Raw genomic sequence first — 20,232 nt, 5'->3', positions numbered from 1 at the left:
GGTAGGGTCGGGCGCGATGTCGCACCGCACACCTGAACCAGCCTCCGCCGGGGCGAGCCCCGCGCCGACGCCGGACGCTGCCGCCAAGACCCGCGTCGTGATCCTGTTCGGCGGACGCTCCGGCGAGCACGGGATCTCCGTCGCCACCGCCGGTGGCGTGATGAGCGCCATCGACCGATCGAAGTACGAGGTGGTGCCCATCGGCATCACCCCGAACGGGCAGTGGGTCGTCGCCGCCGACGAGCCAGAGCGCTGGGCCATCACCGACGGCAAGGCGGCGGAGGTCCCCGCGTCCGCCGCCGAGGTGGTGCTCCCGCTGACCGTCGGCGACGCCGCGCTGCGGGTCCTGGAGCCGGGCCGGGTGCCGTCGGCGCTCGCCGACGTCGACGTGGTGTTCCCGCTGCTGCACGGTCCCTACGGTGAGGACGGGACCGTCCAGGGCCTGCTCGAGCTCGCCGACGCGCGGTACGTCGGCTCCGGTGTGCTCGCGTCCGCCGTCGGCATGGACAAGCACTTCATGAAGATGGTGTTCGCCGGGCAGGGACTGCCCATCGGCCCGTACGCCGTGATCAAGCCGGGCGACTGGGAGCGGCGCCGCGACGTCGTGCTGCAGACCGTCGAGCCCCTCGGGCTGCCGCTGTTCGTCAAGCCGGCCCGCGCCGGCTCGTCGCTCGGGGTGTCCAGGGTGGACTCCCTGGACGACCTGGACGCCGCCGTCGAGGAGGCACACAGGCACGACCCCAAGGTGATCGTCGAGGCGGGCATCGCCGGCCGGGAGATCGAGTGTGCGGTGCTCGGCGGACGCGGCGGGGAGCGCCCGCGAGCGTCGCTGCCCGGCGAGATCCTGGTCACCGACGAGACCAAGAACGGCTTCTACGACTACGAGGCCAAGTACTTCGACGAGGCGGCCGTGGAGCTCTCCTGCCCCGCCGACCTGCCGGACCACGTCATCAAGGAGGTCCAGGAGATCGCCGTGCGGACCTTTGAGGCCGTGGGCGCCGAGGGCCTGGCGCGCGTGGACGTGTTCGTCACGCCCGAGGACCGGGTGGTGGTCAACGAGATCAACACCATGCCGGGATTCACGCCGTTCTCGATGTATCCCCGCATGTGGGACGCCTCCGGCCTGAGCTATCCGGAGCTGATCGACGAGCTGATCCAGCTCGCCCTGGAGCGGCCCACCGGCCTGCGCTGATCGCCTGTACTCTGCCTCTCGTCACCGGTCGTCCGTGCCGGGAAAAAGTGGCTCTGAGGAGGCAGGATGTGGGGCGGGCCGCGTTACAGGTACGCCGTGCGTGACGTGCGGGTCGCGAACGGAGCGCTCACGATCGGGCTCACCACCTTCGCCCTGAGCAACGTCATGCGGGTCGAGGTGGTCAGCGTCGCGAGACCCCAGCCCATCGGCGCCTGGGCGAACCAGGTCGCCTACCCGTTCTGCATCATCGCGGTGGTCATCCTGCTGCTCCGGATGGTGGGGGCCGACGCCGTCCCGTGGGAGGCCGCCCTCGCAACGGCCTGCGCGGGTCTCGGGTGGCCGGCGGCGCGCGCGTGGCAGCAGACGCAGTTCTGGAAGCCGGTGTGGAAGTACTCGGTGTTCGCCCTGCAGCTGGTCACCGCGACGCAGCACGTGCACCGCATCTGCGCGCACGACGCCAGGCACCTCGCGGCGCTCGCGGCACTGGTGGGCGCGGCGATGAAGGATCCGGCGATCTCCTACCACGGGACCATCCAGCTGATCTCGAACGCCGACGCGCTGCACACGATGGAGGCCAGCAGGGACTCGATGGTGCGCTGAACCCCCGCCGGACCTTGTGCGCGGCGTCGTCGTGCGCCTACTATTTCGGTATGTCGCGAAATACCGAAGAATCGGGAGACGGGCTCTTCTCCGCTCTCGCCCACGGGGCGAGGCGAGAGATCCTGCGCTACCTGCGCGACAAGGACTACGTCCGGGCCGGTGACATCGGCGCCGCGCTGGGGATCGCTCCGTCGACCCTGTCCGGCCATCTCAAGGTCCTGCGCCAGGCGGGTCTGGTCGAGACCCGGCGCCGCGGGACCGAGGTCCAGTACCGGCTCCAGATGAGCCTGCTGGACGAGGCGATCGTCGCCCTGGCGGAGCTGCGCCGGCCTCGGTCGTCGACGGCTGTGGCCGGCGCGATGCCCGAGACGTCGCAGAGCGGCAGCGGCACAGTGCACAAGACAACCAACCAGGAGGGCACGCCATGACCGCGACCGGCTCCACCGAAGTGTCTCGGCACGAGAACCCGCCGCCGCCCCCGTGGGTCATGATCCCGTGGCCCGGCGCGGCCGTGGCACTGGCCGCCGCCGCGGTCATGGTCGTGGCATCGGTCGTCGCATGGCCGGAGATGGCGGTCGAGATCGTCACCCGCGAGGCCAACGGGCGGCACGGTGAGAGCGTGGCGCACCGTGGGGTCACGGCCGTAGCCGCGCCGAGCGCCCTGCTCGGGCTCACGGTCCTGTTCTCCGTAGGGCTGCGTGCGGATCATGAGCTGCTCAAGCGCACCCCCGCGGTGCTGGACCGTTCGCCCGAACGGGTCCGGAAGGTGCTCAGCTGGACGCTCATGGGTCTGTCCGTGGTCGTGGTGGTGCTGCACCTCGGCCTGCTCTCCCTGCACACCGGCGATGCCTATCCGCTCGAGAACGCCATGGCCGCGGCCGGTGGCCTGCTCCTCGTCTGCCTCGGCGTGGCCGCGCCCCTGTTCGCGCCGGGCGGCAGCTACACCGGAGGGCTCGAGCGGTTCAGGGCCGCGCAGGGCCGGCTGTACCGCGACGCGGGCATCGCCCTCGTCCTCGCGGGGATCGCGACGGCGGTCGCCGCGGCGTTCGACCCCTGGGTGGCCATGGGCATCGCCGTCGGGGCCGTCGCCGTCGTCTTCCTCGTGGTCGGGATCGCCGCGGCCGTCCAGGCGGCGCGTAGACCGCCCGAGTGACGCCGCGGTCTCAGCGGACGGTGGGGTGCGGCTCCAGGCCCATCTGGACCAGCAGCGAGGAGACCAGGTCCTCGTGGAGCGCCACGTGGTCACCGAACGCGAACTCCTGGTGCCCGTAGACGGCCATGCACTGCAGGCCGTAGACCTGGCGCCAGCTCGTCACCATGAGGTGGGCGACGTCGAGCGGCAGGTCGGGCCCACCCACGGCGTCGCGGTACCGGCGGACCTGTTCGGCCAGCTCGGGACCCATCTCGTCGTCGGCCGGGCGCGGGATGCCCGCCGCCGCCAGCTCGCGGAAGAGCGGTACGTAGTGGCCCCCGACCATCTCGGCCATGCGGCGCTGCAGGGCGTGGCTGTCGGCGAGCTCGGCGCGGATGCCGGAGCCGATGACGAGGTCGAACTCCGCCGGGTTGCGGACCGCCCAGTCGAGCGAGGCGCGGGTCGACGCCACCAGGGCCGCCGCGATGTCGCCGGGCTCCTGCCGGGCGACCGCGGCGCGGAGCAGCTCCAGCACCTCCTCGACGATGAGCACGCAAAGCTGCGCTATGACGTCCTGCCGGTTCTCGAAGTGTCGGTACAGCGCAGGCGGCGTGACGCCGACCTCCTTCGCGACGGCGGCCATCGTGAGCTTGCTCAGGCCGTGCTGCCCGGCGAGCTGGTGGCGCGCGGCGTCGAGCACCTCCCGCCGCAGCTCGTCGCGCAGGCGTTCGCGCCGCGACTGCACGGGGGCGGGTTCTGTTGCTGCTGGCACTGAGATGGCCGGGCTCACTGACACTCCTTCGTGGCAGGTACCTGTGTCACGGCGCCGGCGAGGTCGGCGATGAACGACGTCGAGTGGTTCTCGGTCACCGCGGGCGGCACGATCACCTCGGCTGCGGGCTCGCGGCCGTAGGTGACGAACCGCCACGTGTCGGCGCCGTCGGTGGTGACTATCCAGTCGACGGCCGTCCCGTCCCCCGAGTCGACGCTCTGGCAGTCCGCGGACGGGCCGATCGGGGCGACGCCGCACCGCATGGTGACCGCGGCACCCGGCTCGCCCCACGCCGCCGTCGCCTGCGAGTCCGTCGGCACCTTCGGCAGGTCGCCGCCGAGCTCGTCCGGCACGGCGAGCATCACCTCGGCGCACTTCGGGTCCGCGGCGTCCGGCGCCACCTCCACCCCGATCGTTCGCGCGCACCCGGCCAGAACCACGACGGTGAGGGCGGCGGCGGTCAGAGCGGTGACGAAACGGGCGGGAAGCACGGAGATACGTTACCTGTCTCGGATGGTGCCCGTCCCCGATGCCCGTCTGCGGCCGGTGTGCGGCTCGCGCGGTGGCCGGCCTGCCACGCCCGGCCGGGGCTGGCGCTTAGGGTCGAGCAGTGACCCGCGTCCGTGACCTCTCCGAGGAGCAGATCCTCGAACGCATAGTGCCCCTGCTGCCCCGGGGGAGCGCGACGCTGCTCGGACCCGGCGACGACGCCGCGGTGCTCGCGGCACCCGACGGCCGGTTCGTCGTCTCGACCGACGTGCTGGTCGAGGACCGCCACTTCCGGACCCGCTGGTCCACGGGGTACGACGTCGGACGGCGTGCCGCCGCGCAGAACCTCGCCGACATCGCCGCGATGGGCGCTCGGCCCACCGGACTGGTGACGTCCCTGGTGGTGCCCGGCGACACCGAGCTGGACTGGGTGACCGGTCTGGCCACCGGTCTGGCCGACGGCTGTGCGCCCGTCGGTGCGGGCGCCGTGGGCGGGGACCTGTCGGGCGGTCCGTCCTTGGTGGTGTGCATCACCGTGCACGGGGACCTGGAGGGGCGCCCGCCGGTGCTGCGGTCGGGCGCCCGGCCCGGCGACGTCGTCGCGCACGCCGGGGTGCGCGGGTGGTCGGCCGCCGGGCTGGCGCTCCTGGAGGCGGGCCTGGTCCGCACGCCGCTGTCCGCCGCGCCGCTGGAGGTCGCCGACGGCGTGCTGCTCGAGGACGCCTGGGAACGGCTCGTCGCCGCGTACCTGCGGCCGGACCCGCCGCTGGCCGCCGGTGTCTCGGCAGCCCAGGCGGGGGCCACCGCCATGCTCGACCTCTCCGACGGCCTGCTGCGGGACGCCGGGCGGATCGCCCGCGCGAGCGGCGTCCGGCTCGACCTCGACGCCGGGGCGTTCGCCAAGGACCGGGAGGCACTGCACTCGGCGGCACGAGCCGTCGCCGCGGCGACCGGGCTGGGCGACCCCGGCTGGGGCCCGGGGACCGCGGACATCGACGGGCTGGTCGGGCGCTGGATCTGGGCCGGGGGAGAGGACCACGGGCTGCTCGCCACGTTCCCCGCCGGAACGGAGCTGCCTGCGGGCTGGACCGCCGTCGGGCGAGTGCATGAGGTGGCCGGGGCTGCGGTGGCTGGGCCGGGCGGGGCCGGCCCAGCCGTCACGATCGGTGGCGAGCCCCCGGCCGATCAACCTGGCTGGGACCACTTCCGCGCGTGACGGCTCCCGCAACAGCGGTGGGAGGGCAACTGCCAGAGCGCCTCAGCGCTTGCGGAAGCGGAGCTGCTTGAGCGGGCGGCCGCCGAAGTCGTCGATGCGCTCGGTGCCGTCGTGCTGGAACCCGTGCCGCCGGTAGAAGTGCTGGGCGCGCTCGTTGCCCGCGAAGATCCAGAGGCTGACGACGGTGCCCTGCGCGAGGTCGTCGAGCGCAGTCCGCATCAGGTCGCGGGCCACACCGGTACCCCACGCGCGCGGATGCAGGTAGATGGCGTAGATCTCGAGGTCGCCGGGTTCGGCGTCCTCGTCACGGGACGGGCCGACGCTGGTGAACCCGACGGTCTCCCCGTCGTCCTCGGCGAGGAGCACCTTCGTGCCCCGGGCGGTCAGGGCCGCGGACCAGTGTCCGGCCCGGTCGGCGACCTCGAGCGAGGCCAGGTAGGAGTCGGGCAGGATCTCTGAGTAAGCACCACGCCAGGAGGCGATGTCGACACGAGCGATGGCTTCGGCGTCGGCCGTCGTTGCTGGGCGGATGGTCACGTCTTCCGGTGCCATCATGACTTCACCTTTCCACCACCGGGTGCTGGGCGCAACTACTTCTTTGGTCCCAGATGAAGGTTCGGGAACGCTGAAGACGCCCACCGGGACAAACCCGGCAGGCGTCTTCATCAAGCATTACGGGTCGCGTCAGCGACCCGGCTGCGGCAGCGTCAGGCCGAGACCTTGCGCGTGACCTTGCCGGCCTTGAGGCAGGAGGTGCACACGTTGACGCGCTTCGGAGTCCCGCCCACGATCGCACGGACGCGCTGGATGTTCGGGTTCCAGCGGCGCTTGGTGCGGATGTGAGAGTGCGAAACAGAGTGCCCGAAGCTGGGGCCCTTGCCGCAGACGTCGCAGTTGGCAGCCACGGTGTCTCCTGAATGTCGTTGCACGCCTGTGCGGAAAAGACAGCACGACGTGATGGATGGTCAAAAAGGGGGAGCCTGGACGCTTCAGAGCAAGCAGCGCTTCTTAGCGGGCCAGTGCAACTTTGACAGAGTACCCGATCGCAGGCCGGGCCCTCAAACCGTAGCCGTCAGGTGGTGCGTCACACCGCTGTCGACGCACCCGTGCCGCCTGGTCAGGCCTGTGGACGGCCGCACGCGATCGGCTCGGTCGCTCGGTACGGTGGATCCGTCCGGGCGGGCGCCCGGTCAGTTGTGCAGCCACGTGCAGGAGGGCAGAACGTGACCGACGTCGACAGCGGCAGCCGGACCACCGGTTCCGGACCGGAGCCGTTCCGGACCGGCGTCCGTCTCGAGGACCCGGGCCTGGTGCGCGCCTGGACCCGTGGCGCGACGGCGGCCCTGCGCCGGGAGCGCGCCGCGATCGACCGGGTCAACGTCTTCCCGGTGGCGGACGCCGACACCGGCACCAACCTCTACCTGACGTTCCGTGAGGGCGACCGGGCGGTCGCCGGCGCACCTCCAGAGGCGACCGGGACACAGCTGCTGGCGACGCTCGCCCGGGCGGCTCTGCTGGGCGCGCGGGGCAACTCCGGCGTGATCCTCAGCGAGTGGCTGCGCGGCCTGGCGGTCGCCGCGCGCGGCGGGGCCGGCACGGCGGAGCTGCTCACGCGGGCGGCGACGTCGGCCAGGTCGGCAGTGGCGCGGCCGGCCGATGGCACCATCCTCACGGCGGCCGACGCCGCGGCCGCTGCGGCGCGGGCCACCGAGACCTCCCTGGAGCGCGACGCGGGACCGGGCTCGGTGGACGCGGCCGGTCCGCTGCCGGTCGTGACCGCCGCAGCCGCCGCCGCGCGCACCGCGGCCCTCGCGAGCCGCGACGAGCTCGACGCCCTGCGCGCGGCGGGCGTGCTCGACGCCGGAGCACTCGGGCTGGTCCTCGTGCTCGATGCCCTGGTCGTGGCCACGGCAGCCGGGGCGTCCACCGGTGAGCCGGCGGGAGTGTCAGTGGTGGACGGCAGCATGGACGCCGTGAACCTGGACCAGCTGCTCGACGCCGGCGCGCCGCCGCCCGTCACCGAGACGCCCGACGTCGGGCCGCACGGTGCCGAGGGCGGCACGGGCGGTCTCGAGCTGATGTTCGTGCTCGCCGCGCCCGCCTCGGCCACTGCCGAGACCGTGGCTGCCGAGCTGCGGGCCGCGCTCGGCGAGGTCGGCGACTCGGTGGTCGTGGTCGGCGGGGACGCGGGCACCGGCACAGCGGTCTGGCAGGCCCACGTCCACACCGACCACCTCGACCAGGCGCTCACGATCGCGGCGGACGCCGCTCGGGAGGGCTCCCTGGCCCAGGTGCACGTGCGTCACCTCGAAGCCGTGCACCAGCACGAGTGGGGCGTCGTCGCCGCGACGTCGGCCCCCGGCCTGGCGGCCGAGCTCGCGCACGCGGGCGCCGTCGTGCTCCTCACGGGCGGCCTCGGCAGCACCGTCGAGGCCCCGACGGCCGACGACGTCGGCCGTGCCGCCGCGTCGACCGGAGCCCGCCGGGTGCTGCTCCTCGGGGGGCCGGACGCCGGAGCGGGGGGCGAGGCGCAGCTCGACGTCGACGAGCTGGTCGCCGTGCCGACACCCACCGACCTGCACGCCGTCGTTGCGCTGGCCGCCCTCGGGACGCTGCTGCCGATCGGGCTGCCGGACGAGCTGCCGGACGGGTCCGCCGCCTCGCCCGCCGTCGACGCCCGCGCGATAGTGGACCAGGCGCTCGCCGCGCTGACCGTGGTGGAGACCGACGGGGCCGCCGCGATCGATGCCCTGCGGGACGCGGCGGGCCCGGCGACCACCCTGGTGACGGCGCTGCTCGACGCGGACGTCCCGGACGGCCTGTCCGACGGGCTCGCCGCCGTGCTCGCCGAGCGTGCGCCGGAGGCAGAGCTCGTCGTCCTGTCGACCGGCCGCCCGGGCGACGGGGTGTACCTGGGTACGGAGGAGGACGCATGACCGAACGGGTGGACGAACGGCTGGAGCGCGCCTTCGACAAGCGGACGGCGACTGCCCTCGGCAAGCTCGGCCTGCGGACCGTCGGCGACCTGCTGGGCCACTACCCGCGCCGGTACGCCGACCCGGGCGCCCTCACGGACATCGCGGCCCTCGAGGTGGGTGAGCACGTGACGATCCTGGCCCGGGTGGAGCAGGCGACCGTCCGCCACATGCGCAACCGCAAGGGCGCGCTCATGGAGGTGGTGGTGACGGACGGGAACAGCCGGTTGTCCCTCACGTTCTTCGGCAAGCACCGCGGCTCCCTCTACAACCACGAGAAGCGTCTGGTCCCCGGAGCGAAGGGCCTCTTCACGGGAACCGTCGGCCTGTACAGGGGCGCGCGGCAGCTCACCCACCCTGACTTCACGCTGATGGGGGAGGAGTCGGACCTCGACAGCGACGAGGCGCTCCTGGAGCACGCTACCAAGCCCATCCCGATCTACCCGGCGGCCGCCGGCATCCCGAGCTGGAAGATCCAGGGTGCGTTGCGCGTGGTCCTCGACACGCTGACCGACCAGGACGTGCCCGACCCGGTGCCCGACGAGGTGCGGGAACGCCAGGGGATGCCTGGGCGGGCCGTCGCGCTGCGCAGCTTGCACCGGCCGGCGACCTTGAAAGAGGCCTACCGCGCGCAGCACCGCATGCGGTTCGAGGAGGCGTTCGTGCTGCAGGCGGCACTCGCGCAGCGCCGTGCACGCACCGCGGCCGAGGACGCCACCGCCCGCCCGCCGCTGCCCGAGGGGCGGCCGAGCCTCCTCGCCGACTTCGACGCGTCCCTCCCGTTCGTGCTCACCGACGGTCAGCGTGCGGTGGGTGAGGAGATAGCCACCGAGCTCGCCGACCCGCGCCCGATGCACCGGCTGCTGCAGGGCGAGGTCGGCAGCGGAAAGACGGTGGTCGCGCTGCGCGCCATGCTGCAGGTGGTCGACGCCGGCGGTCAGGCCGCCCTGCTCGCGCCCACCGAGGTGCTCGCCGCCCAGCACGCTCGGACCCTGCGTGCACTGCTGGGTCCGCTCGCCGAGGGCGGCACCCTGTTCGGGGCCGAGCGCGCCGGCGTGAGCACCCGGATAGCGCTGCTCACCGGATCGCTCGGCGCGAAGGCCCGCAAGGAGGCACTGCTGCAGGCGGCCAGCGGCGAGGCCGGGATCGTGGTCGGCACGCACGCGCTCCTGTCCGAGCAGGTGCAGTTCGCCGACCTGGGCCTCGTCGTGGTGGACGAGCAGCACCGCTTCGGCGTCGAGCAGCGGGACGCCCTGCGGGCCAAGGGTCGGGTGTCGCCGCACCTGCTGGTCATGACGGCGACGCCCATCCCGCGCACCGTGGCGATGACGGTCTTCGGCGACCTGGAGACGTCGTCCCTCACCGAGGTGCCGGCCGGGCGCGCGGGCATCACCACCGTCGCCGTCCCCGCCCGCAACATCCGCTGGACGGACCGCACCTGGGCCCGGGTCCGCGAGGAGGTCGACGCGGGCCGCCGCGCCTACGTCGTGTGCGCGCGGATCCACCCGGACGAGGAGACCAGGACGGCCGCCAAGGACTTCGACGACGTACCGGAGTTCCTGGAGCCCTCCGGACCCGACGCCGCGGGCGCCGCGGACCGGCCGCCGCTGCGCGCCGTGCTCGAGGTGGTCGAGGAGCTGCGCTCGCGGCCCGAGCTGTCGGGCGTCGACATCGGTACGTTGCACGGGCAGCTGCCGGCCGACCAGAAGGAGGAGGCCATGGCTCGGTTCGCCTCGGGAGAGTCGCCGGTCCTGGTCGCCACCACCGTGATCGAGGTGGGCGTCGACGTCCCCGAGGCCACGGCCATGGTCATCTTCGACGCCGATCGGTTCGGCATCTCCCAGCTGCACCAGCTGCGCGGGCGCGTGGGGCGTGGCACCGACCCGGGCCTGTGCCTCCTGGTCTCCGACGCCGAGCCGGGTACACCGGCCCACGCCCGGCTGGAGGCGATGACCCAGACCACCGACGGCTTCAAGCTCGCGAACCTCGACCTGGAGCTGCGGAGCGAGGGCGACGTGCTCGGCGCGGCGCAGTCCGGCCGGACCAGCTCCTTGCGCCTGCTGCGAGTGGTCAAGGACGCCGGCCTCATCGAGGAGGCGCGCACCGCCGCCGTCGACGTCGTGCGGGCTTCGCCCGACCTGGCGGAGTTCCCGGAGCTGGCGAAGGCCATCCGTGCCCAGCTCGACGAGGACCAGGAGGAGTTCCTCGAGCGGGCGTGAGCGGCTCCCGGTGAGCTGCCGCGAAGATTCGGCAGGGTGAAATCACGCGGGGTGAAAGGGCTGACCCACGCCTTACGCCCGAAAGGCACAACCGATAGGGTCACGGCCCGTGACGGTCGACGCGAAGCACGCGATCCACACCGGCGCGCCGGCGAAGACAGCTTGGCAGCGCGGGAGGCTCCTCGCGCTCGGTTCCGTCGCGGTCGCCGTATTGCTAGTTGCCCACGATTTTGTGCCCAACCGCTGGGGAAACCTCGGCAGCCTCGTCCAGTCGTTCCTGCCCTGGCTCGGGCTGGCGGTGCCGCTGGGGATCCTCGCGGCGCTGCTGCGCCGGTCCGCGCTCGCCATCCTCGCGGTCCTGCTCCCGCTCGCCGCGTGGATCTGGGTGTTCCTGCCGCAGGTGCGCCCCGTCGTCCCGGAGCCCGGCGACCTGACAGTGGTCCAGCACAACGTCAGCGACGTCAACACCGATGTGACAGGCACCGCGGCGGTGCTCCTGGCGGCGAAGCCGGACGTCGTGACGCTCACCGAGGTCTCGGACGCGACGGCCGAGCAGTACACGCAGGCGTTCGGCGACGTGCTGCCGCACCACGAGACGCAGGGCACCGTCGGCGTCTGGTCCAGGTACCCGCTCAAGGGAGCGACGGCCGTGGACATCCGGCCCGAGGGTATTGACGCCAGCTGGGACCGCTGCCTGCGGGTGGTGATCCAGCGCGAGGAAGCGGCGGTCGCGCTGTTCGCGGCACACCTGCCCTCCGTCCGGTTGGGGAGCGGCGGGTTCGAGACGGAGCTGCGGAACGCGAGCGCGCTCCAGCTCGCGGACGCCGTCAACGCCGAGCAGCACGACACGGTCATCGTCTCGGGGGACCTGAACGGGGTCCTGGCGGACGGCGCCCTCGCGCCGCTGACCAACCTCGTCACGGCCCCGACCACCGGCTTCGAGTTCACGTATCCCGAGGTGTTCCCGGTCGCTCAGATCGACCACGTGCTAGCGCGCGGCGCCACGGTGACGGAGGTGCGCGCCCTGGACACCACGGGCAGCGACCACCTCCCGGTAGTAGCGCACATCGACACTCCCTGGTCGTGACGGGGAGAGCCGCCGTCGTGGCTGGCGTCATCGTTGCCTCCGCCTCCGCCTCCGCCGTCGCTGTCTTCCCCGCCGCTGCCCCCTCCTCTGCCGCCGTTGCCGCCGTTGCCGTTGCCGTAGCAGCCGAGGACCTCGACAGCCCTGGCCGCCCGCGGCGACTGCAGACTTGGTTGCGGCCACAGTTGCCGACTGCAGAGTTGGTTGCGGTGAGGAGCCCGCTAACCGCGACGAACTCTGCAGTGGGCGGATGGGGTGGCGACGATGTCTGCACTCGGCCCGGGGCGGGAGTCCGGGGCGACGCCAGGCCTGCCGGATGCCGGATGCCGGCGTGTCGAGCAAGTCAGCCCGGCCGCCGGCGGCGACTGCAGACTTCGTCGCGGCCACAGTTGCCGACTGCAGAGTTGGTTGCGGTGAGGAGCTCTCCAACCGCGACGAACTCTGCAGTGGGGCGCCGGGGTGGCAACTAAATCTGCACTCGGCCCGGGGGTGGGAGTCCGGGGGTGACGCCAGGCTTGCCCGGTGGCGGGGTACCGAACAAGCTGCGGGCGGTCGGCGGGCGCCTCACGGCGGTCGGCGTGTCCTGGTTCGGTCGGCCCGCGTTAGGCTCGCGGCGTGACCAGGATCGTGGCCGGGGCGCTCGGCGGACGCACCATCGCCGTGCCGGCCAAGGGCACCCGACCCACGAGCGACCGCGTCCGGGAGGCGATCTTCTCCCGGCTGACCCACCTCGACGTGCTCGACGGCGCCCGCGTGCTCGACCTCTACGCCGGCTCGGGCGCGCTCGGGCTGGAGGCCGCCAGCCGGGGTGCCGCGGAGGTGACCCTGGTGGACAGCGCGCGTCCAGCGGCCGACGTCGCGCGCAAGAACGTCGCCGTGCTGAAGGTGGCCGAGGTGCGGGTGGTCACCGAGACCGCCGAACGGTTCGCGGCGGCGCTGGCGGGCGCTGGACCGCGTGCGGCCCCCCGCACGACGGCGGCGCTGGACCTGGTCTTCCTCGACCCGCCCTACGACCTCGACGAGACCACGCTCGCCACCGTGCTGACAGACCTGGCCACGCCTGGCGTCCTGGCCGACGACGCCGTCGTGGTCGTCGAGCGCTCGATCCGCACGCCCGAGCCGGACTGGCCGGTCGGTCTCGCCGCGTTCGCGCGCAAGGACTACGGGGAGACGGCGGTGTACTACGCCGAGCCTTCCGGTGCCGTGCCCTCGGATGCCGAGCCCTCCGACGCCCGGCCGCCGGACGCAGTGCCGCCCGACGCCGTGCCGCCCGGCCGCCGACCCGTCGGATAGCGTGAGCGCGTGACCACCGTCGTCTGCCCCGGGTCGTTCGACCCCATCACCCTCGGCCACCTCGACATCGTTCGCCGCACGGCCACGATGTTCGACGACGTGGTGGTCGGCGTCGCCAAGAACCCCGGCAAGTCCGGCTTGCTCGATCTGGAGACCCGCGCCGAGCTCGTGCGCGCGGCGGTGCGGACCGCGGCTCAGGCAGAGCCCGCGCTGGAGCGGGTGCGGGTCGCCGTCGTCCCGGGGCTGCTGGTGGACTTCTGCCGGGACGTCGGGGCGGTCGCCGTCGTGAAGGGTCTGCGCGGTGGCGGCGACTTCGACGCCGAGCAGCCGATGGCGCTCATGAACCGGCACCTGTCGGGCGTCGAGACGGTCTTCCTGCCCGGCGACCAGCGGTACGCGCACGTCGCGTCGTCGCTGGTGAAGGACATCGTGCGGCACGGCGGGCCGGTCGACGACCTGGTTCCGGCTGGCGTCACGGAGGCGCTGCGATCCGCGCTGGGGCAGCCACCCGCCGGCTCGTGAGGCCTGTCACCCAGTACGGGCGCGCGTCAGGTCCCATCCATGTCGTAGGATTGGTTCTTGGCCCATGGTGCGAGACATCGCGCCGGGTCGCCCCCTTCACCATCCTCATCGGATAGTGCACTGCCACTGCCCTCATCGGAGTCCGTTATTTCCCGCGAACCGAAGTCGCCGCTCGTGCTTGAGACGCACGAGCTGTCTCGGCGTGCCGGATCGATGCGTACGCACAGCGCGACCGTGCAGGCGCCGTCAGATCTCGGTACCGCTGTGATCGGTATCCCGGAAGGTTCCGACCTCGAGCTGGATCTTCGACTCGAGTCCGTGATGGAGGGCGTGCTGGTCTCCGGTACTGTCCGCGGCACGGCAAAGGGCGAGTGCAGCCGCTGCCTCGACGACATCAACCGTGAGCTCACGGTCGACATCACCGAGCTGTTCGCCTACCCCGAGAAGGCCGCTGCGTCGGCCAAGGCGGGGGACGACGACGTGGAGGACGAGGAGTCCGTCCTCGGCGACGACGACATGGCCGACCTGGAGCCTGTGCTTCGGGATTCGGTCGTGACTGCACTACCATTTCAACCGCTGTGCCGGGATGACTGCCCTGGCCTGTGCTCCGAGTGCGGAGCGCGCCTGGCTGACGACCCCGGTCATCAACATGACGTAGTCGACCCTCGTTGGTCGGCGCTTCAGAGCATGCTCGAATCTACGAGCGTGTCGGACGAGACGAAAGAGAGCTAGCCGTGGCTGTTCCGAAGCGCAAGATGTCGCGCAGCAACACCCGTGCGCGTCGCTCGCAGTGGAAGACCACCGCAGCGACCCTCACCACCTGCCCGCAGTGCCAGGGCAACAAGCTGCCGCACACGGCGTGCCCGACGTGCGGCACCTACAAGGGCCGCACGTACCGCGACGCCCTGAAGACCGTTCACGCGGGCTGACGTGGCCAAGGGCGGGACGTCGCCGGCGAGGCCGGAACCTACCGCGCTGCTCGAGAAGCTCGGGGTCCATCTGGACCCCGAGCTTCTTGTGCTGGCACTGACCCACCGGTCGTTCGCGCACGAGGCCGGCGGCATCCCCACGAACGAGCGCCTGGAGTTCCTGGGCGACACGGTGCTGGGGCTGGTGGTCACGGAGGCGCTGTTCCGGCGGCACCCCGACCTGTCCGAGGGTGACCTGGCGCGCATGCGTGCGGCGACGGTGTCGCAGCGTGCTCTCGCCGCCATCGCGCGGACCCTCGGGCTGGGCAAGTATGTGCTGCTCGGCAAGGGCGAGATCCGCACGCGCGGCTTCGAGAAGGACTCGATCCTGTCCGACACGGTCGAGGCCCTGATCGGCGCCACCTACCTGTCGCACGGCCTGGAGACGTCACGGGAGCTGGTGCACCGGCTCGTCGACTCGACGCTCGACGTCGCAGCGGGCCTCGGCGCCGGGCTCGACTGGAAGACGTCGCTGCAGGAGGCCTCGGCCGAGCGTGGTCTGGGTGCGCCCGACTACATCGCGACGTTCGAGGGTCCGGAGCACGCGCGGGTCTTCCACTCGACGGTCGTGATCGACGGCGTCACCTACGGCTCCGGCTCCGGCAGCGCGAAGAAGCACGCCGAGCAGGGCGCCGCAGAGGAGACCTACCGGGCTCTGCTGGAGAAGTTCCCCCTGCCCAAGCCCGGGGACGACGGCGCGGCGGCGACCGGCAACGGCTCCGAGAGCAAGGCCCCGGTCGCCGGTGCCTGAGCTGCCCGAGGTCGAGACCGTCCGGGACGGCCTCGACCGGCTCGTGGTCGGTGCGGTCGTGCGCGACGTCGAGGTGTTCCGCGAGTACAGCGTCCGCCGGCACGACGGCGGCCCGGACTCGTTCCGCGACCAGCTCGTCGGGCGGCGGCTGAGCGCCGCCGTCCGACGTGGCAAGTTCCTCTGGCTGCCGCTGGAGGACGCCGCCCCCACGCCGCTGGTCGAGCCGGCCCCGTCGGTCGAGCCTGTCGAGACCCCTGCCACCCGCCAGCCCGAGCCGACCGGGACCCACCCGGCCGCCGCCCTCCTGGCGCACCTCGGCATGTCGGGCCAGCTGCTCGTCCGCGGCGCCGCGGTGAGCATCGCGCATGCCCCGGGGCCTGCCGCCGTGCTCGTTCCGGAACCGGCGCCGGGCACGGACGACTGGCAGCACCCGCACCTGCGCGTCCGCCTGCACCTCACCGACGCCCCCTCCGGGGCGCGCTACCTGGACTTCGTGGACCAGCGCACGTTCGGGCACCTGAGCGTCCAGGACCTGGTACCCGTGGCGGGGAGCATCCCGGCCGGGTACGGCTCCGACCTGCCCCTGCTGCCGGAGCCGGTCGCGCACATCGCCCGTGACCTGCTGGACCCCGGCCTCGACCTGGACGACCTGATCCGGCGGGTCCGCCGACGTCGGACCCAGGTGAAGCGGGCTCTGCTCGACCAGACCGTCGTGTCCGGCGTGGGCAACATCTACGCCGACGAGGCGCTGTGGCGGGCGAAGGTGCACTGGGCGCGGCAGACCGACAAGCTGAGGACCGCCGACGTGCGCCGTGTGCTCGACTCGGCGGCCGAGGTCATGCGTGAGGCGCTGGCCCAGGGCGGCACCAGCTTCGACGAGCTGTACGTCAACGTGAACGGGGAGTCGGGGTACTTCGACCGCTCGCTCGCGGTCTACGGGCAGGAGAACGAGGAATGCCGCCGCTGCGGTGCGCTCGTGCGCCGCGACGCGTTCATGAACCGCTCATCATTCAGCTGCCCGGTCTGCCAGCCGGCCCCCCGTAACCTCCGTTGAGTGCTGGCTATTTGTTGTCGTGAGGCGCGAAAGCCCGCAAATAGCCAGCACTCAACGAGGGGTCAGCGGGGGGTTACGTTTCGGACGGGGGTGCCTCTTCGCCAGGCCGTGAGCTGCTCGGCGAGGAACCGGGCCGCACCGCGCGGACGCCCGCCCGCCACGTGCGGCGTCAGGATCAGGTTGGGGACGTCCCACAGCGGGGAGTCCTCCGGCAGCGGCTCGGTCTCCATGACGTCGAGCGCCGCGCCCGAGAGCCGCCCGGACCGCAGCGCGTCCGCGAGAGCCACCTCGTCCACGGTCGCTCCGCGACCGACGTTGACGAACCGCGCGGTCGGCGGCAGCAGGCCGAGCAGGCGTTCGCCAAGGATGTGGTGGGTGGCGGGGCCGGCCGGCAGCAGCGAGATGAGCAGGTCGGTCTCGGCCAGCAGCGCGTCCAGACCGTCGGGCCCCACCACCGGATACCCGGCGCGCTCGCCGGCGCGCGAGGCGACCCCAGTGACCTGCGCACCGAGTGCGGTCAGTAGCGGAGCCAGCCGCAGAGCGATCGACCCGAAGCCCCAGATCGTCACGCGTGCGCCGTCGAGCGTGTACTCCCGGCCGGTGACCGGGTCGGCCTGGGCGAACGCGATCTCCTTTGCCCAGTGGTGATCGCGCTGCGCGGCCAGCGACGCGTCGATGCGGCGGACCGACGCGAGGATCAGCGCGAGGGTGTGCTCGGCGACTGTGTCGTCGTGCAGGGACTGGCCGGACGAGATGACGACGTCGGCGCCGAACCCGGAACGCAGCGCGACGTCGGGGCCGGCCGAGAGGGTCTGCACCCAGCGCAGGCCGGTCAGGCGGCGGGCGGCGTCCGCGAGCACCTTGGGCGGGTTGGACCACGTGATCAGCACCTCGGCGTCCGTGTGCTCCTCGGGGATCGGGTCGTTCATCACGTACGTCGCGACGACGTCGGTGCCGCCGGGCGCGAAGGAGGCTCCGGCGTCGGGCAGGAGGGACGGGAAGTCGAGGTCGAAGGGCACGTCCGGTGCGAGGATCTTCACGCCCGGGACGTTACCTGACCGGTCCACGGGACGAGTACGGGGTGTGCCGCGCCGGAAGTCCGGCGGGACACACCCCGTACCCGATCTGGAGGGTGACGCGAGAAGAGGTCAGCCCGTCACCCGGATGAACACCGGGTTGTTCTGCCACATCTCGCCGTACTGCACGGGAGTGCCCTGCTGCTGGGCCTCCACGACCGTGCCGTTGCCCGCGTAGAGGGCGACGTGACCCGGCGTCCACACGATGTCGCCCGGCTGGGCCTCCGCGGCGGAGACCTGGTACCCGACGGTCGACATCGCGCTCGAGCTGTGCGGGAGGCTCACCCCGAGCTTGCCGTAGACGTACTGGATGAGCCCGGAGCAGTCGAAGCCGCTGGGGGAGGCTCCGCCCCACACGTAGGGCACGCCCACGTACTCGAGGGCCAGGTTGACGGCCTGCTGGCCGAGGCCGGAGGCGTCGGCGGCGGCTGCGGCCTCTGCCTCCGCGGCGGCCTCGGCTGCGGCGGCTGCCTCGGCCTCTGCCTTGGCCTTCGCCTCTGCTTCGGCCTTGGCGCGCGCCTCGGCCTCCGCCTTCGCCTTGGCCTCGGCGATGCCGGCCTCGGTCTCGGCGTAGGGCGTCACCGACACCCGTCCGCGCTCGGCCCAGAAGTCGGCGTCCTGCGTGACCTTGACCTTGGTGACCAGGTTCTCGGCGAAGCCGGACCGGGTCGTGGAGTCGACGGTGTTGCTGACCGGCGTCGCACCCGCGAGCGTGGTCTGCGTGTGCGTCTCGGCGGGAGCGGTGTGGGCGGTCTGGGTGAAGACCGACGCCAGCATGCCGGACGTGACGACCGCGATGGCGCCGGTGCGGGCGGCATTCTCGGCGGCGGTCTGGGTCAGTGCGGTGAAGGGGGTGAGCGCGGGGCCGTCGGCGCGGTGCCTGCCTCGGCTGCTGGAACGGTTTGCCTGGTCGTCCGCCCAGTCATGGGTACGGTCGGTGAGTACGGTCACCAGTGATCTCCTCGGACGCCTACGAAGTGAGCTGTCGGGTTCGGATGGGGAGAGCGATCACCCGGCCTCGCAAGGAGGCTTCACCCCAAGGACACTCACGTGCCCGGCCTACTTGGTTCCCCCGCCCCTGTCACGTCGTAGCTGCTCAGATCCGGTGACAGGGCTCGGCGTCCGGACCAGGACCCCACCGTTACTGGCGAGGTGTCATGACCGTACCCGCCCGTCGCGCAAATGTCACGATTAGGTCACATACCAACTTGTGATGGAACCTCCCTGGTAATCAGTGCCCCATGGGACTATGACGTGCATGCCTGATTCCCCGCGTTCCCGGTACGACGTCGTCGTCATCGGCGGAGGTCACAACGGCCTCACCGCCGCGGCCTACGCGGCCCGTGGCGGCCGCTCCGTCCTGGTGCTCGAACGAGCCGACCACGTGGGCGGCGCGGCCGTCTCGGCCCGCCCGTTCGCCGGCGTGGACGCGCGGCTGTCGCGCTACTCCTACCTCGTCTCGCTCCTGCCGCGCCAGGTGATCGAGGAGCTCGGGCTCCCCATCACCCTCAAGCGCCGGCGCTGGTCCTCCTACACACCGGTGGCCGACGGCGGCCTGCTCGTCGACAGCCAGGACGACGCCGCCACGCGCGCCTCGTTCCGTCACCTCACCGGGTCGGACGCCGACTTCGAGGCGTGGGGACGCTTCTACGCCATGACCGCCGAGGTGGCCCGCCGGCTCGCGCCGACGCTCACCGAGCCGCTGCTCCCGCGCTCGGTGGTCCGCGACCGGGTGGTCGACGGCGTGGGGGAGGCGGCCTGGCGCGCCCTCTTCGAGGAGCCCCTCGGCGACGTGCTGCGGCGCACCTTCGCCGACGACGTCGTGCGCGGCGTCGCGGCCACCGACGGCCTGATCGGCACCTTCGCCGACGTCGACGAGCCGTCCCTGCGGCAGAACCGCTGCCTTCTCTACCACGTCATCGGTAACGGGACCGGCGACTGGGACGTGCCGGTGGGTGGCATGGGCGCCGTCTCGGGCGCACTGCACGACGCCGCCGTGGCCGCCGGCGCGACGATCGTCACCTCGGCGACCGTCACCGCCGTCGACCCGGGTTCCTCGGGCGCGGAGGTCGCGTGGACCGACGCCGACGGGCGGGTCCGTGGCGCGACCGCCGGGCACGTCCTCGCCGGGTGCGCTCCTGCCGAGCTGGAGCGCCTGCTGGGCGGCGAGGCGCCGGAGCCCGGCCCCGAGGGCGCACAGCTCAAGGTCAACATGCTGCTCACGCGCCTGCCCCGGCTGCGCGACGACGTCGACCCCGTCGCCGCGTTCAGCGGCACCCTGCACGTCAACGAGTCCCTGACCCAGCTCCAGGCCGCGCACGCGCAGGCCGCCGCCGGACACATCCCTGAGCTGCCGCCGAGCGAGATCTACTGCCACACCCTGACGGACCGGACGATCCTCGGCCCGGCGCTCGCCGGGACCGACGCGCAGACCATCACGCTGTTCGGGCTGCACATGCCGGCGCGGCTCTTCCGCGCCGATCCCGGCGGCGCTCGCGACCAGGCGCTCCGGGCCACGCTCGCCTCCCTGAACAGCGTGCTGGCCGAGCCCGTCGAGGACGTCCTCGCGCTCGACGCCGACGGCGCCCCCTGCCTCGAGGTGCGCTCCCCGGTCGACCTGGAGGGCGACGTCGGGCTGCCGGGCGGACACATCTTTCACCGGGACCTGAGCTGGCCCTTCGCCGAGGACGGTGCCGACGCCGGACGCTGGGGCGTCGAGACCGAGCACCCGAGGGTCCTGCTAGCGGGTGCGGGCGCCCGCCGCGGCGGGGGCGTGAGCGGCATCCCGGGCCGAGCGGCGGCCATGTCGGTGCTCACGAAGTAGGCGAGAACGTGGTTGTGTTCCTGAACGGTGCTCAGCGGAACACAACCCCGTTCTCACCTGGTCAG

The 20,232-nt window shown here is 72.5% G+C and carries 21 protein-coding genes and 1 riboswitch; of the genes, 15 read left to right on the top strand and 6 right to left on the bottom strand.

Annotated elements, in window-relative coordinates; translation table 11 throughout:
* Positions 1-16: 16 nt before the first annotated feature.
* The 4 genes from AB0F40_RS00945 (at position 17) to AB0F40_RS00930 (ending at position 2,945) form a co-directional block, all read left to right on the top strand.
* Entirely contained in the window at positions 17-1,192 is a 1,176-nt protein-coding gene (locus AB0F40_RS00945) for a D-alanine--D-alanine ligase family protein (protein ID WP_357462709.1), read from the top strand.
* A gap of 96 nt (positions 1,193-1,288) precedes the next feature.
* Positions 1,289-1,792, top strand: coding sequence for a hypothetical protein (locus AB0F40_RS00940; protein ID WP_357462706.1), 504 nt, complete (start codon positions 1,289-1,291; stop codon positions 1,790-1,792).
* A gap of 50 nt (positions 1,793-1,842) precedes the next feature.
* Complete coding sequence (locus AB0F40_RS00935) at positions 1,843-2,220, top strand: metalloregulator ArsR/SmtB family transcription factor (protein WP_357462703.1); 378 nt, start codon at positions 1,843-1,845, stop codon at positions 2,218-2,220.
* A complete protein-coding gene (locus AB0F40_RS00930; RefSeq protein WP_357462700.1) occupies positions 2,217-2,945 on the top strand; it encodes a hypothetical protein in 729 nt (242 codons plus the stop codon). The genes AB0F40_RS00935 and AB0F40_RS00930 overlap by 4 nt, the downstream gene beginning before the upstream one ends.
* A gap of 10 nt (positions 2,946-2,955) precedes the next feature.
* On the opposite strand, the gene AB0F40_RS00925 is transcribed toward AB0F40_RS00930, so the two are convergent.
* A complete protein-coding gene (locus AB0F40_RS00925) occupies positions 2,956-3,714 on the bottom strand; it encodes a TetR/AcrR family transcriptional regulator (RefSeq protein ID WP_357462697.1) in 759 nt (252 codons plus the stop codon).
* The gene (locus AB0F40_RS00920; RefSeq protein ID WP_357462693.1) at positions 3,711-4,187 is read right to left on the bottom strand and encodes a DUF3515 family protein; all 477 of its coding nucleotides are present in this window, start codon (positions 4,185-4,187) and stop codon (positions 3,711-3,713) included. The genes AB0F40_RS00925 and AB0F40_RS00920 overlap by 4 nt, the downstream gene beginning before the upstream one ends.
* A 119-nt stretch (positions 4,188-4,306) precedes the next feature.
* Between AB0F40_RS00920 and AB0F40_RS00915 the strand changes: the two genes are divergently transcribed.
* Positions 4,307-5,401, top strand: coding sequence for a thiamine-phosphate kinase (locus AB0F40_RS00915; protein WP_357462690.1), 1,095 nt, complete (start codon positions 4,307-4,309; stop codon positions 5,399-5,401).
* Positions 5,402-5,443: 42 nt separating this feature from the next.
* On the opposite strand, the gene AB0F40_RS00910 is transcribed toward AB0F40_RS00915, so the two are convergent.
* Positions 5,444-5,956, bottom strand: coding sequence for an N-acetyltransferase (locus AB0F40_RS00910; protein ID WP_357462687.1), 513 nt, complete (start codon positions 5,954-5,956; stop codon positions 5,444-5,446).
* 152 nt (positions 5,957-6,108) lie between these two features.
* Positions 6,109-6,306 (bottom strand): 50S ribosomal protein L28, encoded by a 198-nt coding sequence (rpmB, locus tag AB0F40_RS00905; RefSeq protein ID WP_357462684.1) that lies wholly within the window; start codon positions 6,304-6,306, stop codon positions 6,109-6,111.
* Between the two features lie 318 nt (positions 6,307-6,624).
* Here rpmB and AB0F40_RS00900 point away from each other — a divergent pair, with 318 nt between their 5' ends.
* The 9 genes from AB0F40_RS00900 (at position 6,625) to mutM (ending at position 16,267) form a co-directional block, all read left to right on the top strand.
* Positions 6,625-8,337, top strand: coding sequence for a DAK2 domain-containing protein (locus AB0F40_RS00900; RefSeq protein ID WP_357462681.1), 1,713 nt, complete (start codon positions 6,625-6,627; stop codon positions 8,335-8,337).
* The gene (locus AB0F40_RS00895) at positions 8,334-10,595 is read left to right on the top strand and encodes an ATP-dependent DNA helicase RecG (RefSeq protein ID WP_357462678.1); all 2,262 of its coding nucleotides are present in this window, start codon (positions 8,334-8,336) and stop codon (positions 10,593-10,595) included. The genes AB0F40_RS00900 and AB0F40_RS00895 overlap by 4 nt, the downstream gene beginning before the upstream one ends.
* A 109-nt stretch (positions 10,596-10,704) precedes the next feature.
* Positions 10,705-11,682, top strand: coding sequence for an endonuclease/exonuclease/phosphatase family protein (locus AB0F40_RS00890; RefSeq protein ID WP_357462675.1), 978 nt, complete (start codon positions 10,705-10,707; stop codon positions 11,680-11,682).
* Between the two features lie 612 nt (positions 11,683-12,294).
* Positions 12,295-12,972, top strand: a complete 678-nt coding sequence (gene rsmD / locus AB0F40_RS00885) for a 16S rRNA (guanine(966)-N(2))-methyltransferase RsmD (protein WP_357462672.1) — start codon at positions 12,295-12,297, stop codon at positions 12,970-12,972.
* A 9-nt stretch (positions 12,973-12,981) separates the two neighbouring features.
* Positions 12,982-13,494 (top strand): pantetheine-phosphate adenylyltransferase, encoded by a 513-nt coding sequence (coaD, locus tag AB0F40_RS00880; protein ID WP_357462669.1) that lies wholly within the window; start codon positions 12,982-12,984, stop codon positions 13,492-13,494.
* A gap of 174 nt (positions 13,495-13,668) precedes the next feature.
* Positions 13,669-14,226: a DUF177 domain-containing protein gene (locus tag AB0F40_RS00875; RefSeq protein ID WP_357462992.1), complete on the top strand. Its 558-nt coding sequence runs from the start codon at positions 13,669-13,671 to the stop codon at positions 14,224-14,226.
* 2 nt (positions 14,227-14,228) lie between these two features.
* On the top strand, positions 14,229-14,423 hold the full coding sequence (gene rpmF, locus AB0F40_RS00870) for a 50S ribosomal protein L32 (RefSeq protein WP_108495103.1): 195 nt from the start codon (positions 14,229-14,231) through the stop codon (positions 14,421-14,423).
* Between the two features lies 1 nt (position 14,424).
* Positions 14,425-15,213, top strand: coding sequence for a ribonuclease III (gene rnc, locus AB0F40_RS00865; protein WP_357462666.1), 789 nt, complete (start codon positions 14,425-14,427; stop codon positions 15,211-15,213).
* Entirely contained in the window at positions 15,206-16,267 is a 1,062-nt protein-coding gene (gene mutM, locus AB0F40_RS00860) for a bifunctional DNA-formamidopyrimidine glycosylase/DNA-(apurinic or apyrimidinic site) lyase (RefSeq protein WP_357462663.1), read from the top strand. Before rnc ends, mutM begins: the two co-directional genes overlap by 8 nt.
* A gap of 62 nt (positions 16,268-16,329) precedes the next feature.
* Here mutM and AB0F40_RS00855 read toward each other — a convergent pair whose 3' ends face one another.
* Both AB0F40_RS00855 and AB0F40_RS00850 read right to left on the bottom strand, forming a co-directional pair.
* Positions 16,330-17,307: an NAD(P)-dependent oxidoreductase gene (locus AB0F40_RS00855; RefSeq protein WP_357462660.1), complete on the bottom strand. Its 978-nt coding sequence runs from the start codon at positions 17,305-17,307 to the stop codon at positions 16,330-16,332.
* Positions 17,308-17,415: 108 nt separating this feature from the next.
* Entirely contained in the window at positions 17,416-18,294 is an 879-nt protein-coding gene (locus tag AB0F40_RS00850) for a C40 family peptidase (RefSeq protein WP_357462657.1), read from the bottom strand.
* Positions 18,295-18,474: riboswitch (cyclic di-AMP (ydaO/yuaA leader) on the bottom strand. It lies immediately after the preceding gene.
* A 127-nt stretch (positions 18,475-18,601) separates the two neighbouring features.
* Between AB0F40_RS00850 and AB0F40_RS00845 the strand changes: the two genes are divergently transcribed.
* A complete protein-coding gene (locus tag AB0F40_RS00845) occupies positions 18,602-20,167 on the top strand; it encodes an NAD(P)/FAD-dependent oxidoreductase (protein WP_357462654.1) in 1,566 nt (521 codons plus the stop codon).
* Positions 20,168-20,232: the final 65 nt, after the last annotated feature.

Source organism: Promicromonospora sp. NPDC023987, assembly GCF_040639055.1.
GTDB lineage: Bacteria > Actinomycetota > Actinomycetes > Actinomycetales > Cellulomonadaceae > Promicromonospora.
This window is presented reverse-complemented; position numbering and strand designations above follow the sequence as displayed.